Genomic DNA, 16,209 nt, shown 5'->3' with positions numbered 1-16,209 from the left:
GGATCAGTTCGCAAGCAGGACGCCGGCATCCATGCCGGCAGGTGTGAATTCCTCGAGCCGGGTGCGCAGGTTCGCGAGGCGCTGCGGTTGGAAGAGGTCGTGGAAGGCGCCCATCTCGGCGCCGTCGTCGGCGCCGGTGGCGATCTCGGACGCGCCGTCGGCTGCGAGCTGGCCGTAGGCCGGGGCGCCGTAGCGGCGGGCGGTGAACTGAGGCTTGACTCGCATGGCCTCCAGCGCCTTTGCGGCGTCGCCGGCGGCGGCTGATACGACCAGGTCGGGCTGGCAGTTGTAACGCTGGGGCGTCCGGCAGGCGCGCGGCACGTAGCAGAACCGCATGCAGCCGATCTGCCGGCGGGCGACGTGGACGCAGTCGTTGAAGATGCTGTTCTCCGCCAGTTGCACGGCGTGGGCCTGGACCACGCCGAACACGGTGGTTCGGGCGATCGTCAGGACGGCGTGGGCGTGGCGCTGTTCGGGCCCGATGATCGCCTCGCGGTCCCCGTCCATGGCGTCGACGACGCTGTCGGTGATGGTGATCGGGATGGGCTCGGCGCGAACCTCGTCCTCGGAGATCTCGATCGGGCCCAGGATGCTGTGGTCGATCACCACGTGCGCGCGGACGTTGCGCAGTTCGAGGCTTTCCTTGTTGGGGCGCGCCGGTTCGCAGTCGCAGTCCAGGCTCCAGCCCGGCGTCAGGGTGCAATGGCGGATCTCCACGTGGGAGCCGCAGGGAGAGCCTTCGCCCCGCCGTTCAGCATCGCCGACCACGCTGACGCCGCGACCGGCGATGGTGAGGCCGTCGAGCACGAAGCGGCTGGTCTCGCCGAGGGTGACCAGCAGGGTGTCGGGACCGTCGGTCTGCCAGTCAAGCAGGCGCAGGGTCGGTCCGCGGCGGTCTGCAGCGCGAATCTGCAGCGACTGCCCTGGGGCGAGCTTGATCGCCACTGGCTCGACATAGGCGCGGCTGTCGGTGATCTCGATCACAGCTTCGACCGGGTCGAGATGACGCCAGCGGCCCAGCGCCCCGCCCAGGGTGGTGAACTCCTGGCCTTCGCCGACCCGGTAGATGACGGCGCCCTCCGGCTGGCTGAGCGTGCGCCGGTACTCTCCGCCGCCCAGATCGGCGCTGAAGGCGTAGCGATAGCTGACTCTCACCTGCCGGCGCGGCAGTTGCCTGGCGGGAAACTGGATACGGCCGAGCTGGGGATCGACCGCCACAAAGCCGTTCGGCGGCGTGTAGGCCCAACCGCTGAGATCGGCGGGGATGATGACCTCGATCGGCAGCGGCGTGTGGTGGGTGTAGGGCCCCCAGTCCGCCGAGATAGAGAAGCTTCTGTCGGCGCCATAGTAGTGCTCCGGGTGTTCGGCGAAGGCGCGTCGGCGGATCGAGGTCGGCACGTTTAGCTCGGTGGCGATATGGGTGGGGCCGGGCTCCGGCTCTGGCCGGGTGACCAGGGAGACGTCGTGCCCCAGGACCGAGAAGTTGAAGCTGTTCTTGCCAGCGTCCAGGCAGTAGGCCGGTGCATCGGTGACGGTGTAGCCGCGCAGCCGCCAGATCCAGAGGCCGACGCTCGGCAGGTTGTAGAGGCCCTGTCTCTTCCGGGAAGTGATCCGTCGGACGTCGATGGTGCGGGCGAACGGGTCGAACGGCGTGCCGATCCGCTCGAGGTCCGCGGCGGAGCGGAAACTGACCGTGCGCGCTCGAGAACCATCTGTATGCGGATAATTGAGGTTCTGCGTCCAGGCCAGCCGCCGAAAGAACTCCACGGCCAGTGACGGCCAGCCGGCCACGGCGGCGGCCAGGTCCTCGTGCACCGAAAGGGTCCCCCGGCGGCGGCGGAAGGCGACCGTATTGGCCACCTCGCGGCGGGGGACCAGGATGCGGTTCTCGGCGGGGGCCGAAGTGGTCGGATCGCCGGCCGCATTGACCGCCGTATAGCCGACCAGTTCGGCGATATAGGGCACGGCCCAGTCCGCAGCGGTCTCGATGAACCAGTTGTCGTAGAGCTGGTCGATGTCGGCCTCGACGCCCTCGACCTGTTCGGTGACCACCCGCAGCATGTCGCGCAGCGGATAGCCCTGGTCGGCGTCGCGTAGCCGGTAGGTTGCCGGCAGCAGGTCGTAGAGACGGTCGGGCGAGCGGTTCATGACGTTTCGATCCGGGTCAAAAGGAGGGTTTCGGCCAGATTCGGCAGCAGCACGCCCAACTGGGCGGGCAGCACCTGGCCGGCTGTCTTGCGGATGCCGCGGATTCGTACATAGGGGTCGGGCCGGCCGCTCTGGGTGGCCCGGGCGAAGACCTCCCGCATGGCGGCGGAGAGTTCCTGCGGCGATCGCCGTTCACCGCTCTCCGTCAGTTGCGAGGCCGCGCCAAGGGCGTCCACGTCGACGAACAGCACGCCGCGTTGGTTCTGGATCAGAGTGATCACCTCGCTCAGCGCCACCTGCTGGCCGAGCTCCTGGTGCTCGAAGCTGTATCGGTCGAGCAGGACGGCGCGGACGCGGGCGACCACATCCTCCCAGAGGTAGGCGGGGTCCGGCGCGATCCGCGCCGAGATCACCAGGGCCAGCAGCTCCCGGCTCTCCACCCGCACCGGCAGGGCTGGGTCACCGAACCGCCTCAGGGCCGCGATCAGGTTGGCGTAGAGGTCTCCGGACTTCGGAACGGCGATGTCGTCGGCGCCGGCGATGGTGACGAACATGGCGGCGCCTCCGCCGGCGAACACCCGCTCGGCCGCGGCCTTGCCGATCCCGGCGAAGGTGCGGGTGAAGTCGGCGTAGTCCTTCGGCCCGACCAGTCGGTCGAGCGCCATGACCGCCAGCGGGGCGTTCACCCGGATGCGGTCGCGGGTCTCCTTGTCGGCGCCGCCCGAGGCTTCGATCGGATTGAAGACGCCCTTGACGCCCAGCGGGCGGCTGAGCAACTGGCTGATCTGACCCAGGGCCACATTGCCGGCCTTGCCGATTCCGCTGCGGTAGAGGGCCCGGACATTCTCCTGTCCGGTGGGCAGGCGCGCGCCATGTCGGCCGTCGCCGAACACCACGCGGGTGGCGCCTTCGTCCTCGACCTGGGTGATGAAGACCCGATCCGTCGGTCCAGCCCCGACCAAGGACGGCGTCTCCGTCCACTCAACACCCTCGACATAGACGTGAAGGGTGCTGGCGACGCCCTGGGGAGTGTTGGCGGGGGGATAGGTGAGCGGCGGCTGGCGCAGCAGGAAGCTCTGCAGCGGGACGGTGGCGTCGCCGGAACCCAGAACCTCGCCGCGACCGTCGCCGTGGCCGGCCTTGGAGACGTTGGCGTTGATCGCCAGGGTGTCGCGCCGATAGCAGTAGGCGAGGGGGGCGGCGAGCCGGATGAAGCTGTGCAGGGTCTCCCCGGGCGCGAAGGCCTCGGAGCCTTCCTGGCGCGCGGCGTCCTGCTTGACCGCCCCGATCATCGCCAGTTCGCTGCCGGTGAGGCCGGGCGCTCCGGCGACGTCCGTGCGCTCACCGCTGACGACCACCCAGCGGCCGGTCTCCAGTCCCGTGTAGAGGCCGTCGGTCTCGATCCAGTCGTCGCCGCCGCAGACCTCGGCGGTGATCGGTTCGGGCGCCAGCTCCAGCTCGCCGCTCGACACCAGCACGGAGAGATTGCGGATGAAATGGAAGGCCTCGGTCGTGCTGGCGCCGGTGGTCGCCGCGTGTGGACCGGCGTTGCTGAAGCTGAACCAGGACTGTGATCCGCCGAACCTCGGGTCGAGCAGCTGGATCTGGGTGGTCTGGCCGGCGACGCCGTAGGCGGCCCGTGCGGCCTTGCTCTGGACATAGCCGGCCCTGGAGATCAGCAGATGGTCTTCGTCCCAAGTCGGCAGGGTGATGCGGCCGAGGTTGGAGAAGTCCGCCGCGCCATAGTCGAGGACGACCCAGTCGCCCGAGCCGATCGCCTCCTTCGGCGTCTCCAGGGCTATTGTGTCGGTGCGTTCGGCGGTGATGATGTCGTCGTCGCTCCACTCGTGAGTGGCGACGACGCCCGCCGTGGAGACGCCGGTCACCTTTCGCGGCGCCGCGGCGCCGAACAGCAGCGACCGTTCCTTCAGCACCCAGAGCCGGATTGTCACGGCGGGGGAGACGGTGATGTTGGCGAGCGCCTCTCCGACCACTCCGGCCAGCCTCGGTTCCAGCGCCTCGACCGCCTGGGCGCCGACGTCGGATGTGGAGGCGAAGACCGCGTTCGGATCGCGGGCGAGGGACTCGCTGTTGCGCGGCGGGATCGAACGCTCCGCCGCCAGCCGGCCGATCACCTTGCGCAACAGGCGCGAGGCGCGCGCCTCGTCGCGAGGCGACTCCTGGCTTGAGGGCTTCAGCGCCCTCAGTCTTTCGGCCAGGGCGTCGGTCTGGGCGCCGATCACGCCCCCACCCTCGATATCGGTCATCTCCTCGATGACGTCCTGGGCGACAGCGGCGATGTCGGGAATCAGGCCGATCGTTCCCTCGCTGGTGTTGGATTCCAGCGCTTCAAGCAGGGCGGCTTCGGACGGCGCGGCGATGGCCTCGCGCCGGGTCGCCAGCAAGGGAGCGAGGATCATCGCCACCACGTTCGGTCGCGGCAGGATCTCCAGAAGATCCGGGTGCGGGGGCTTGACCCGGATGAAATCAGCGAGCCACTCGAGGAGCTCGTCGACCTCCGCCAGCACCTCGCCGGCCAGACCGGGATAGAGCTGCGCCGGCGACCGTCGGGCCTCGGCCGCGGCGCGCTGCACCTGCAGTTCTGAAGGCGTGTCGAGCGCACCGCCGTTCCAGGGCGCGAGGCGCAGCTGAGTGCGGTCGGCCGGCTGGTCGGGCGTCACCGCCAGCACCCGGAACACGCGGGGCTTGTCGGAGCCGATCTGCAGCAACAGGGCGTCGTTTGGCTTCAATCCGGTGGAGGCGCCCTTCACATAGACGCGGGCGAACGGGGTCTGGGCGTCGCCAAAGAGGATGGTCCGCGGGGTCGGCGGCCGCTCCAACCGGGGCCGGATGGCGTTCCATTCCCGGCGGGCGACCCGGTTCTCCGTGGTCTCGAAGGTCTGCGCGGTTTCCCCGGGTCCAGGCAGGCTCTGGACCTTGGTTCCCACCGCGATGGTCACCGGGTCCTTGGCGTTGGCGTCGATCTCGAAGGACAGATAGGTGGTGGCCGCCACGCCGGGACGCGGCTGGTAGCCGATCAGTCGGGCGAGCTCGAGCACGGAGCGGCGCTCGGTGGCGGTGCGCAGATAGCCCTCGTTGGCCAGCCGCTCCTGATAGAAGGTCAGCACGTCGCCGACGGTCGACCAGGCGTCGAGCAGGGCGATGGTCGGATCATCGGTCTCGCGCGATCCCAGGCCCTGCAGCGCCGGAAGGTCTGCGGCCGAGAGTCTGGCCTTCATCGTCTCCAGGAAGCTGCCATGTTCTCCCACCCTCGCCGCGAGGGCGGGCAGGCCCGGGCGGTTCCAGACCTTTCGGGGCGTGATGGCGGTGGTTCCGCGGCAACAGTCGCAACGGCAATCGGCGGCGCAGGGCATCAGCGACCTCCCTCGAGCAAGAGTTCGAGCTTCCCGCCGTCGGGATGGTTGCGGTCGTTGTCGAGGCGGGCGATTTCGAAAGGCCCGATCGGCAGCAGACCGTTCTCGATCTCGCGGTTGGCCGGAGCGAACTGGCGTTTCAGCCGGGTGACCTGGACGCTGACGACCCCGGCCACGGACTGGGCGGCGGCGACGATGGCGCTCAGGTAGAGCGGGGCGCCGAAGGTCAGCCGATCGGGATGGAAGAGGCCGAGCCCACCGCCGGGGAGGGCGCGGCCGCTGAAGGCGTCCCGCAGGGCCGCCCGCACATGACCGCGCAGGTGGTCGGGCGCGACGCAGATCTTCAGCGCCAGGTCGACGGGGACCTGCTGGGCCAGGCGGACGTCGAGTTCGTGGCCGATCCGGCGCACCTGTTCCAGCCGCATCTGGCCGTCGGCGAGGATGGCGTCGCGCCAGGTCGTCTGGCGGGCGCGGATGTCCAGGCCCACGGCGGCCTCGCACCAGCTGCCGCTCCAGCCGAAACGCGCCGAGGCGCGCTGCAGGCGGGTGTCGCGCTCGGCGATCCGGGCGTAATCCTCCGGCGTGATCGCTCGCTTCAGGCCGGCAGGCTCGGCGCGGAAGGCGTAGGGCGCGTTCAGCCTGGCCTCGGCGATCGGCTCGGGCGCGGTCCCGCCCGTGGCGGCGATCGGATTGCTGACGCGGGCGATATCCTGGGCCAGCACGCTCTCCCGGTGCAGCAGCAGAGCGATGGCGCCTGCGCCGACGTTGCCCGCCGGTCCCGAACCGATCCGGTAGGTGGCGGTGAAGCCGGCGCCCGGCGGCAAGGCCGCGCCCAGTTCACCGTCGCCGAACCGCAGTTTCGCGCGACGATCCTCCTCCATCTCGACCACGAAGGCGCGATCCTCCGGGCTGCTGTCGAGCAGATCGTAGCGCGGTGTCCAGCCGCCGCCGTCGCTGGATTGCAGCTGGACAGCTGGCGCGGCGGCGCCGGCGTCGGGAGCCAAAGCGGTCCGAGCGGCTTCCGTCCCCACATACGGCGCGGCGAAGGTCAGCGGCGCGTCGGCCAGTTCCGGACGGTAGGGGCCGGCGCGCACCGTCGGCACGGTCGGTTCGCCCTCGCACTCGCAGCATTGATCCGTGATTACCGCCGGAACCTGGCCCAGGTCCTCGGGCGGCTGGGTGCGGCCGTGGTCGACCAGCACCACATTGCCGCGCGCCACCGAGACGTCCTCGATCAACCGGCAGTCCGGCGCACCGCCCACGGCGGAGAGGCAGAGGTCGAAGGTCAGGGCGTCCGGCGCCGCCCAGGCGATCTCGATCACATCGAGGTCGAGCAGTTCGTCACGGGACTGACGCACCTCGGTCAGCCGCACCGCCTGCCGGTGACGCGGATCGGCGTCCGCCGTCTCGCCGGTCGTCGGGCTGACCCTTTCCTCGAAGATCAGGAAGGCGCCGGGCGCTAGCCGGATCTTCAGCCCTTCGCCGTCGTCCTCGGGATCGCCGGGCGGCGGTTCGCCGGGGGCGACGTCCTCGGCCAGATCCTTGGCGGCGCGCTTGCGCAAGGCGGGCGTCTCGGGCTCCGGCGGCAGGGAGGCTTGCGCCAGCCGACCCAGCAGGGTCGCGCTCGTCGCCCCGGCGTGGAGGCAGCATTGCCGCCCGCCCCAGCTGTGGAAGCGCAACAGGTTGTTGGCTTCCCAGAAGAAGATGCGGCCAGCGGGCGGGACGGGTTCGAACCATTCGATCCGGCCAGGCGCGACGCCGGAGATGTCCTTGAGGGTGACGGCGCCGACGCCTGGCGTCTCCGGCAGGCCGGGGGCGCGGGTGATGAAGGCGACATCGGCCGCCTCGACGAAGAGGTTCCGCCGCGTCTCGACCGAGACCAGCGCCCGGGCGTTGCAGCCCTCGCCGAGGCGATAATCGACCAGCCGGGCGTGCCGGCGCACCGAGGGCCTGCGCCTTGCGGTCGCCAGATAGGCCTCGGTGGCCGCGGCGTCCTGGTAGTAGCTGAGATAGTCGCCGGCATAGGCGAACACCTCCACCAGGGCCACGCCGAGGTCGGGAACATGGCGCTCGCGCCAGTCGGGACAGGTGCTCGCCAACCGGTCGAACATCAGCTGGCGGAAGCCGGCGTAGTCCTTGGCCAGATAGTCGATAGCCGAGGTGGGAAAGATCTCGGGTGCGGCGGCGCAGCCTGGCGCGCAATCGAGTTCCTTCGGGCAGCCGGCCTTGAAGCTGAACTCCAGGGCCATGTAGCGGGGATCGATCCCGTCCAGCCCCTGGAGGGCGAGAGTGTAGGTCGAGAAGTCGCCCGGATGGTCGACGAAGACCAGCAGCACGCCGTCGACGTGCGGATCGTCGGAGGTCTGCAGCTTGACGCCCTTGACGCTCACCTGGTCGGCCGGTCCGCGACCGCCGCTGATCAGGATGTTGTCGGCGCCGATCTTCGCGGGCGTCGGACCCAGGAAATAGACCGAGAGGGTGGTCTGGGCCTCGTCGACCTCGATGTAGTCCAGCCCGTTCCAGCTGGCGCTGGCGTGGACGACGGCGCGGCGGCCGTCGGTCTTGCAATCGAGGGTGCTCATTGGGCGCGTTCGAACCGGTCGGTCCGCTCCTGGCCCGTCGCCCGTAGGCGGTAGCTGATGTCGATGGTGAGGGTGGAGTCCTCGGAGGTCACGGCAAGGTCGGTGACTTCGATGACATCGCCCAGCCAGCGCTGCAGACCGGCCCGCAGCGAGAACTGCAGGGCGGCGGCCAGTTCCGGACTGTTCGGCGCGAACACTAGTTGCGCCACCCCGCCGCCGAAGTCCGGCCGGTTCACCCGCTCGCCGGGCTCGGTCAGCAGGAACTGCTCGACCACGTCGCGGACATGGTCGTCGTAGTCCGTGGAGGTGGTCCGCCGACGATGGTCGAAACGATAGGGGTAGCTGATCTGAACGGTCATGCTGTCTGCCCTCAGATGACTGTGACGCGGGTCTGGACGCTGCCCACGATGGGCGGTCCGTTCGGGATCTGGTCGGCGCTCTGGAACAGGCCGGGGCCGACGCCCGGGCCGGCCGCCACCATCGCCGGGCTGCCGTTGATGGTGACCCGGGTGCTGGGCATCAGCCACTTGGCCAGCACGCAGGGCTGCGGCTTGGCCGGCGGGATGGTGAAAGGGCAGCCGGTGGCGACGATCTGGTCGCTCATCAAGGCCACCGGCATGCCGCTGACGGTGACCCGCGGCTGGGTCGGAATGATCTGCGCGGGCGCCCCGTGGGGGCACTGGATGGTTGCTCCGGCGTGCATGAGGAAGCCTGGCATGGCTACACCACCACCACGGCGCCGTTGTTCACGGTGACCGTCGGTCCGACCATCGTCAGGGACGCGCCCTTGCCGTTCTGGATGTAGATGCCGGTGTCGTTGACGATCAGGGTCGCCCCGGTCATCGACTTCAGCATGATGCCGCCGGTCGGGCCGGGAAGATCGCTGATCACCAGGGTGTTCTGGCCGACCGTCTGCAGCACGATATTGGGCGAGACCGGCAGGCCCGCCAGCGCGAGCGGCGGCACGCTGGCGGGGGAGGGGAAGCGGCAGCCGGCGAAGATGGGGGTGCTGGGATCGCCCTGTTCGAACTCGATCCAGACGCCCGCGCCGATCGGCGGGACGAAGTAGCCGCCCATGGGCGGGCCGACCGGCCCGGACAGCGGCGCACAGGCTTCGCACCAGCTCGACGGCACCAGCCCCAGGACGTCGGGCACCATCGCCATGATCCGGCCGCGCAGCTCCGGATCGATATTGTTGATCACGGTGCCGCGATACTTGCCGAGATACCGGCCTTGTTTGGCGGGTTCGCTCACGGGACCACCTTCGGCGTGTTGGAGATCAAGCCGTCGCGGCCGAGCGTGAAGCTCTGCTTATATTCCCCGGGCTTGATCTTGTGGGTGACGCTGTCGACATAATAGAGGCCGTCATAGGCGAGCCCCGCACCGCGCACCCCGACCATGGCGCGGGAGCGCAGCGGCCGTCCGTAGCGCAGCACGTCGAGGCTGCCCGAGGCGCTGACGGCGTCGCCGTTGCTCATCAGGAGGCCAAGGATCTTCGAGGCCGCCTTGTCCGGCGTCAGCTTGGCGAAGTCGCTGTTGAACTCGATCCGCGCCGGCGCGGTCGGGCGAAGGCCCATCGGCGGGCGGAAGATGTTGAGGTTCGGGATCGGAACCGGGATCGGAATCGTGCCCGTTCCCGGTTCCAGGATGGTCACGACCGTCAGCTTCTTGGCCAGGCCATCGAGGCTGAAGCTCAGCGACTCGACGTTGGTCGCCGCGTCCATGTCGACGTTCAGGGCCGGCTGCGGGATGGGGACGCGGATGTCCGGGCCGAAGTAGGCGATCGAGGTCCCCGGCGCCGGGCCCGGCTCGACGTAGAAGACGTAGCCGGCGCTGCGGGCCAAGGTCTTGATGAAGGCGCGGTCGGTCGTCGTCTGGGTCTCGAACCCGTGGGTCACCACTTCGGCGATGGGGATGATCGTGGGGATCACGACCGGGACCACGCCCAGCACCGCGTATTTCGCCAGGATCAGGTTGATCCGCGCGATCACCGGCATCTGCGGGTAGGGGATCACCATCTCGACCAGGTCCATGGCCAGGCTGAGGTCCTCGCCGGTGATCGAGAGGGTCGATTGGCCCGGCTCGTTACTGGGCGCCAGCTCCTGCTGGGTCACCAGCCCGTCCATCAGCACGTGCGGGAAGCCGTTCACCGTGGCGATGATCAGCACCCGGGTGGTGATCGGGTCGAAATAGCCGGCCGGCAGCATGGCCTTCAGCAGGGGCGAATCTCGCCCGACCGCGAAGGTGATCTGGAAGCCGCTGCGGTCCTTGCCGCTGGTCACGGAAATCGACCGCAACGCGTCCATCACCACGCGCGGCGCAGGGACCGGCACGGCCGGCCCGATCATCAGCGTCAGGTGGACGCCTTCAAGCATCGGGGATACCGGGAATGCCTTCCGGCAGGGTGATGCGGATGCGCGCGCCGATCCGGGCGGTGAGTTCGCGGGGGTTCAGCACGGCGTTGGCGTCGCAGAGACGCCAGAACTGCTCCGGATCGCCCATCCGGGCGGCCGCGACATGGTCTGGCCGCTCGCCCTGGACCACGGTGTGGAAGCCGAGGGTGGCGAATCGCTCCGGCGCGGGGACCAGCCGGCGCGCCAGATAGGCGACCTTGGTCCCGTCGGGACGTTCGAGCATCCTGGTCTCGAGACCGAAGTAGCGGCTGGCGGGGGGGATGGTCATGGCTTGGCTCCTCAGGGGATCGCGTTGACGCCGAGGGCGCCCAGGCCCGTGCTGACGACGCGGGAGGCGAGCTGTTCCTTCTGTTCGAGGTAGCTCATGAAGATCGAGCCGCCGCGGCTGTCGAAGGCGAGGTCGTCGATCGTCAGCACCCGCATGCCGATCGACAGCTTGGCCCGCAGCGGATTGAGGGCGGCGTCGAACCCCTCCTCGGTCACCGAGAACTCGGTGATCCGCACCGGCAGGATCCGCGTCCGGCTCCAGACGAACAGCAGCAGGTCCTTGTTCGAGGTGATGATCTCCAGCGAGCCGCTCGAGGCTTCGCTGTTGTTCGACCGCAGCCGGCCGCTCGTCGGGTAGACCAGGGTTTCGAACTGGGCGAGCTGGGCGTGCAGGCCGAGTTGCTGGGCGGTGGCGTCGCCGGTCTCCAGCTTGTCGGTGGCGTCGATCTCGGCTTCGAGCTTGATGGTCTCGACGGGCGGGCCTTTCAGCCGCATGGCCTCGCTGAACTCGGCGCCGTCGCCGCCAACGCCCTTGATCTGCAGCGAGCGGCTGAGGGTGTCGGGATTGTACTGAAGGGTGATGACGTTCTTGACCCGGCCGGACTGGGAGTCGAGTTGAACCAGTCCTCCGCGGATCAGGCTCGGCGTGCGTGTTGGAAAGCCCATGCGCGCGCCCCTAGAACCTGAAATCGATTTTTTTGCCGGTGACCTTCTCGACCGCCCAGCCGAGCGTATCGGGCGTGATCACCGGCACCACCAACTTGCCCAGGGTCTTGCCCGGCCCGAGCATCTTCTCGGTGTCGGCGTCGAACTTCTCGAGCGTGTTCGGGCTCTCACGGCCGAGCTGGTTGTCGTAGGCGAACGACAGGCCGAGGTTCGCCACCTTGATCGCGAGATCCGACGGCATGCCCCAGTTCTGCAGGAGCCGAAGGCTGTAGTGGAAGTTGGAGGCGAGCTGGTCGCCGTCCTGCGCCGTCATTGGCAGGCCGTGGGTCAGGAAGGGCTGACGCATGCCGAACCAGTCGATCGGATCCTTGTTCGCCGGGGGCAGGGTGAACCCCGGGCTGGCGCCGCTGGGCGGCGTGAGCATGGACGGCGGGGTCAGGGTCAGGTCCAGCGGCCGGATCGGGGCCGCGGGCGCCTGAGCCTTCTCCGGCGCTCCGGCCCGTGTCGTCGGCGCCCCGGCCGGCGGCGTCGCCTGCTTGGCGGGCGGGTCGGGGACCTTCGGGATTGGGTCTGGAGCCTTCTTTTTGTCGCCCATGGCTATTTGGACTTCTGCTGGAGGACGAGATTGCGGACCGTGGCGGAGGTGATCGTCCCCTCGAGGGCGCCGGGATGGCCCACCTGGCCGTTGTGGAAGTCCAGCCGACCGTTGACCTTGCCCGGCACGTCGATGGTCCAGGGGCTCGAGACCCAGTGGACGTCGGTGACGGCTATGTCGCCGATGAAGAGGTTGCGGACATGGTAGTCGTCGCCATTCTGGGTGACGGAGCCGCTCAGTCGCTTGAGGGAGACGTGGAGCCGGCTCTTGTTCTTGGGATCGCTGACCTCGGCCTCGGCTCCCAAGCCGTTGAGGGACAGCGTTCGTTCGCCGGCCTTGGCGAAGCTGACCGAGATGGCGGCGACGTCGGCGGGATTCCTGGAGTCGACCTGGGCGGCGACCTTCTTGCCGCCGGCAAGCGCGTCGATCGTCAGCGCCCGGACCTTTTCGACAGCGATTTCGCCGCCTTCGGCGATCACCGGGTCACCCTCGTCGGGCAGGGTCACGTCGAGGCTGCTGATGGTGATCCCCACCAGCGAGCCCGATTTAACCGTCACGACGGCGGCGTCGTCCTCGTAGCGCAACTGGTCGGCGACGATCTGTTTGACGCCGGCCTGGACGATGAAGATCCGGGTCGCGCCGCCCTGCTTCTCGTAGTTGGCGATGATCGACAGGCCTTCGAGGCGGGTCTCGCCGATCGACTGCACCGTGGTGGCGCCGGATCGCCAGGAGAGCGCCTTCACTCCCAGCGAGGCGACGGTGAGGCCGAGAATGGCGTATCCCTTGTCGGTCCGCACCACGTCGCCGCCGATGGGACCGAGGGTGATCCGCTCGGCGACCGTCTGGTCGCCCGTGGCGCCGCGGGTCTTGACGCCTTCGGCCTCGATCTTCTGGACCCAGGGCTTGCCCTGCGCGCCGCCGGAGACCTTGAGGGCCTTGGCGTCCTTGTCGAAGGCGTATCCCTCGGCCAGCACGTCGCCCAGGCCCGAGATCGCCAGGTCCAGCTGGTCGATCGTCAGCTTCTCGATGACCAGCCGATCCTGCCAGTCCTTCAGCTTCAGCAGCGCCTCGTCGAGCGCCTTGCCGGCCGCGGCGCGGGCGGACTTTGTCCGGGCCTTCGCCGACGCCTGCTCGGCCTTGACGCGCGCGCCGTTGATCTCCTCGTATTCGCGCAGCATCTGTCCGATGACGTTCAGGCGCTTGAGTTCGTCCTTCGTCCGCTCCTTGGGCGTTATCGCCTCGATGCGATTCATCTCGGCCCGCAGCAGGGCGGCGTGGCTCGGTGCGTTCAGCCCTTTCGCGACGATCTTGGCCGAACGGACGTGGACGCTGGACCCGCCGGTCTCGGGGGAACCCCGGTCGAGCTTCGCGTCGAGGCCCTTGGCGTCGCCCTGGCCTTCGAAGCTCAACTCGTCGATGGCGGCGCCCGAGCCGGCGTGGCGGATGTCCTTGAGGGTGAGCTGGTCGGCGCGCAGCGTCCCGGACTGCAGCGCCTTGCGCCATTCCTTGTAGTTGGCGAGGCCGCCGCTGAGGGCCGCCCCGACGGCCACCTCCCGTCCTTCGACGCCGCCGATGGTCAGAGCTTCGGCGCCGTCCGGACCAAAAGTACGGATCACGCCGGTCTTCAGCGTCTCGGCGACCAGTTCGGGATTGCCGTCGCTGGTGATGTTGAGGCTGACGCCCTCGAGGACCAGCGCCTCGACGATGGTCGCCCGGCGCTCTTCGAACAGAGTCAGGGCCGCGCGAAGCTCGCGGAACTCCTTAACCTCACCCCCAGTCTCATCCCCGACCAGGTTCTGCACGCCGCGCGCGGCCAGGGCCGCGTAGCGGGTCGCCTGGGTCACCCGGTCCCGCAGGGCATGCTCGACCGGGGTCGCGCCCTCGTCGTATCGGCGGCCGGACTTCGCCTTGATGAAGTCGTCGTATTCCTCCCGCGCCTTCTTGGGGGTCGGGATCCCGCCGGCGAGCCGCAGGGGCTCCTTCGCCTCGATCCGGCCAATGCCGATCGAGAACTGCTCCGCCTCGGGCTGGCGCCCGGCGATGCTCGACGCATTGTCCCTGCCACGGATCAGGTTCCGTAGGGAGGTCGGGTCGAAGAAGATCGGCACGATGGCGGTGACCGATCGGCCCTGGCCGTGGATGTCCGCGATGTTCAGCGGCTTGTCGCTGACCCCGGGGACCCCGCTGATACGGATGGCGCCGATGTCCACCACGGCGCCGTGCGGCCCGCCCTTGTCGACCTCCTCCTGCGCCTTGGCGATCTGCCGATCAATCCGTGCGGCTTCCTGCAGGTGGCGCTCGGCGTGCTCGGAGTCGGACCTGGCCGCCTGACGCTCTGCGGCGGCGCGGGGCTTGAGCCGGCCGACCGACTTGATCAGTGCTTCGATGTAGCTGGAGGCGTCGCCGCCCGCCTCGAAGCCGAAGCCCTCTATCTCGATCAGCTCGATGAAGACGCCGGAGCTCATCGCCAAGCTGCGCAGCGCCATCAGGTCGAAGCTCAGCGCGGCGTTGTTGGCGCCGGCCGGATTGAGGATCATGCCGAGCATGTTCCAGATCCAGACCGCCTGGGCGTCGTCCTTGACGGACTGGGAGCCCATCTTCACCTGGCCGCCGGTGATCCGCATCGACTTGGCGGCCAGGAGCGAGTCGCTCATCGCGACGTTCAGGTCGGCGATGGTGATCGCGTCGAAGGCGACATCGATCGACCTCAGCTGCTTGACGCTGAACCGCGTCATCCCGGGTTCGTAGCGCAGGGCGAGATGCAGCCCCTCGACGGTGATCGCCCCGGTATGGACCGAGGTGTCGGCCTCGTCGAGGGCCTTGCGGCGAGCGTCGGCGCCCTCACGGTCGGCCGTGAGTTTCGCTTCGCCGTCGCGACCCTCCTTGAGTTCCTTCTCGGCGTCCTTCGTGGCCTTGCCGGAGTCCACATAGGCGCGGGCGTCGTTGATGCGTTTGCTCTTGACGCCGTCGGCCTCGACGGCGACCGCCACCATCTTCGGGTTCAGCTCGGCGACCTTGGCGAGGGCTATGGCTTCCAGCGCGCCCAGGTCGTCGAGATTCATCCGGCTCAGGATGTCGTAGCTGGTGACCGCGAACTCCTGCTCCGACACCGCCCCCCAGCAGGCCGCCAGGATCTCGCCCCGATGCTTGGCGAAATGCGGCGGGTTGAGGTTGTCGTAGAAGTGCTTCCGTGCGGTGGGATCGACCGCCCGGAAGATGCCGCGCGCGACGGGAAGGGTGTAGCCGGCGAGGATCTGCAGGACGTCGAACACCTCCCGGTCGGTGACGGCCCAATCCAGGGGGCCGTAGGACATCAGGTCGGTGATCGCGGCGATCTCGAGAGGGTGGTTCTTGGCGACGATCTCCAGCAGTTCGTCGTAGGTGGCGACGGCCTGCGCCGGCAGCGCCACCCGGACCGGCTCCGCCGCGCGGGTGGCGGCGTAGCGCCGCGCAAAGAGCTCCGCCTCGACCTCGGCCTGCAGCGGCGTCGGCTTGCGGAAGCGGCCGCCCGCCGGCAGCTGCATCTGCGCCAGGTGGGCCGCCTCGTGGGCCAGCAGACGGCGGCCCTTGAGGGTGGTCGGCGAAAGCCGCGCCTGCGGAATATGGATCACGCCCTTGTGGGTGACCCCTGGCGCGCCCGCCCGGCTGGTGATGCGGATGGCGCCGTCGCCGCTCTCGATCCTGATCGACCCCGGCCTGATGCCGAGTTGGCCGGCGATGTGGCCCAGGAGCGTGGTCAGTTGGTCGTCGTCGGGGACGCCGCGGCCGGCGGCGGCGGGAACTTCGGCGAAGTGCTGGCCGCCGCGCGCCGCGGGGCGGCCGCCGCGCGGCTGGGCGGCGGGCTCTGGTCGCGGCGCCGGATCGGGAGCGGCTTCCCGGGCCTGGGTGGCGGCGACGCTCTTCATCGCGAGGCGCCCAGGCCCGCGTAGACCACCCCGGCCAGAGCGCGCCCATAGGCTTCGGGATCCGTCGTCCCCCCGATCACCTGCCCACCCAGGGCGCTCGGCGCCGCGAACCCCGCGGCCGCCGCGCCCGGGAGGCCGCGGTCGGTGATCAGCCGACCCAGTTCGCTCGACAGCGCCTCGGTCAACCGGCTGCGCTCGACCCGCCCGAGAGCGGGTCCGTCGACGATCAGCCGGTGGATATGGACGCGAACCTCCATG

12 protein-coding genes are annotated in these 16,209 nt (G+C 69.3%); all 12 read right to left on the bottom strand.

Annotated elements, in window-relative coordinates:
- Window positions 1–3: 3 nt before the first annotated feature.
- The 12 genes from ACSQ2G_RS00980 to ACSQ2G_RS00925 all read right to left on the bottom strand — a co-directional run bounded on the left by ACSQ2G_RS00980 (window position 4) and on the right by ACSQ2G_RS00925 (window position 16,208).
- A complete protein-coding gene (locus tag ACSQ2G_RS00980) occupies window positions 4–2,148 on the bottom strand; it encodes a hypothetical protein (protein ID WP_436027527.1) in 2,145 nt (714 codons plus the stop codon).
- Window positions 2,145–5,387, bottom strand: a complete 3,243-nt coding sequence (locus ACSQ2G_RS00975) for a putative baseplate assembly protein (protein ID WP_436027525.1) — start codon at window positions 5,385–5,387, stop codon at window positions 2,145–2,147. Before ACSQ2G_RS00975 ends, ACSQ2G_RS00980 begins: the two co-directional genes overlap by 4 nt.
- A gap of 134 nt (window positions 5,388–5,521) precedes the next feature.
- On the bottom strand, window positions 5,522–8,104 hold the full coding sequence (locus ACSQ2G_RS00970) for a putative baseplate assembly protein (protein WP_436027523.1): 2,583 nt from the start codon (window positions 8,102–8,104) through the stop codon (window positions 5,522–5,524).
- Entirely contained in the window at window positions 8,101–8,463 is a 363-nt protein-coding gene (locus ACSQ2G_RS00965) for a GPW/gp25 family protein (RefSeq protein WP_436027522.1), read from the bottom strand. The genes ACSQ2G_RS00970 and ACSQ2G_RS00965 overlap by 4 nt, the downstream gene beginning before the upstream one ends.
- 11 nt (window positions 8,464–8,474) lie before the next feature.
- On the bottom strand, window positions 8,475–8,822 hold the full coding sequence (locus tag ACSQ2G_RS00960; RefSeq protein WP_436027520.1) for a hypothetical protein: 348 nt from the start codon (window positions 8,820–8,822) through the stop codon (window positions 8,475–8,477).
- Window positions 8,823–8,824: 2 nt separating this feature from the next.
- The gene (locus ACSQ2G_RS00955; RefSeq protein WP_436027518.1) at window positions 8,825–9,358 is read right to left on the bottom strand and encodes a phage baseplate assembly protein V; all 534 of its coding nucleotides are present in this window, start codon (window positions 9,356–9,358) and stop codon (window positions 8,825–8,827) included.
- Window positions 9,355–10,479 (bottom strand): hypothetical protein, encoded by a 1,125-nt coding sequence (locus tag ACSQ2G_RS00950; protein WP_436027517.1) that lies wholly within the window; start codon window positions 10,477–10,479, stop codon window positions 9,355–9,357. Before ACSQ2G_RS00950 ends, ACSQ2G_RS00955 begins: the two co-directional genes overlap by 4 nt.
- Window positions 10,472–10,786 (bottom strand): hypothetical protein, encoded by a 315-nt coding sequence (locus tag ACSQ2G_RS00945; protein ID WP_436027515.1) that lies wholly within the window; start codon window positions 10,784–10,786, stop codon window positions 10,472–10,474. The genes ACSQ2G_RS00950 and ACSQ2G_RS00945 overlap by 8 nt, the downstream gene beginning before the upstream one ends.
- Before the next feature lie 11 nt (window positions 10,787–10,797).
- Window positions 10,798–11,451 carry a hypothetical protein gene (locus ACSQ2G_RS00940; protein WP_436027513.1) on the bottom strand — a complete coding sequence of 218 codons (654 nt, stop codon included), beginning with the start codon at window positions 11,449–11,451 and terminating at the stop codon, window positions 10,798–10,800.
- Window positions 11,452–11,461: 10 nt separating this feature from the next.
- Window positions 11,462–12,046: a hypothetical protein gene (locus tag ACSQ2G_RS00935; protein ID WP_436027512.1), complete on the bottom strand. Its 585-nt coding sequence runs from the start codon at window positions 12,044–12,046 to the stop codon at window positions 11,462–11,464.
- 2 nt (window positions 12,047–12,048) lie between these two features.
- Window positions 12,049–15,951: an eCIS core domain-containing protein gene (locus ACSQ2G_RS00930; protein WP_436027511.1), complete on the bottom strand. Its 3,903-nt coding sequence runs from the start codon at window positions 15,949–15,951 to the stop codon at window positions 12,049–12,051.
- A complete protein-coding gene (locus ACSQ2G_RS00925; protein WP_436027509.1) occupies window positions 15,948–16,208 on the bottom strand; it encodes a hypothetical protein in 261 nt (86 codons plus the stop codon). Before ACSQ2G_RS00925 ends, ACSQ2G_RS00930 begins: the two co-directional genes overlap by 4 nt.
- Window position 16,209: the final 1 nt, after the last annotated feature.

The sequence above is a fragment of the Caulobacter sp. LjRoot300 genome, from assembly GCF_964253875.1.
GTDB lineage: Bacteria > Pseudomonadota > Alphaproteobacteria > Caulobacterales > Caulobacteraceae > Caulobacter.
This window is presented reverse-complemented; position numbering and strand designations above follow the sequence as displayed.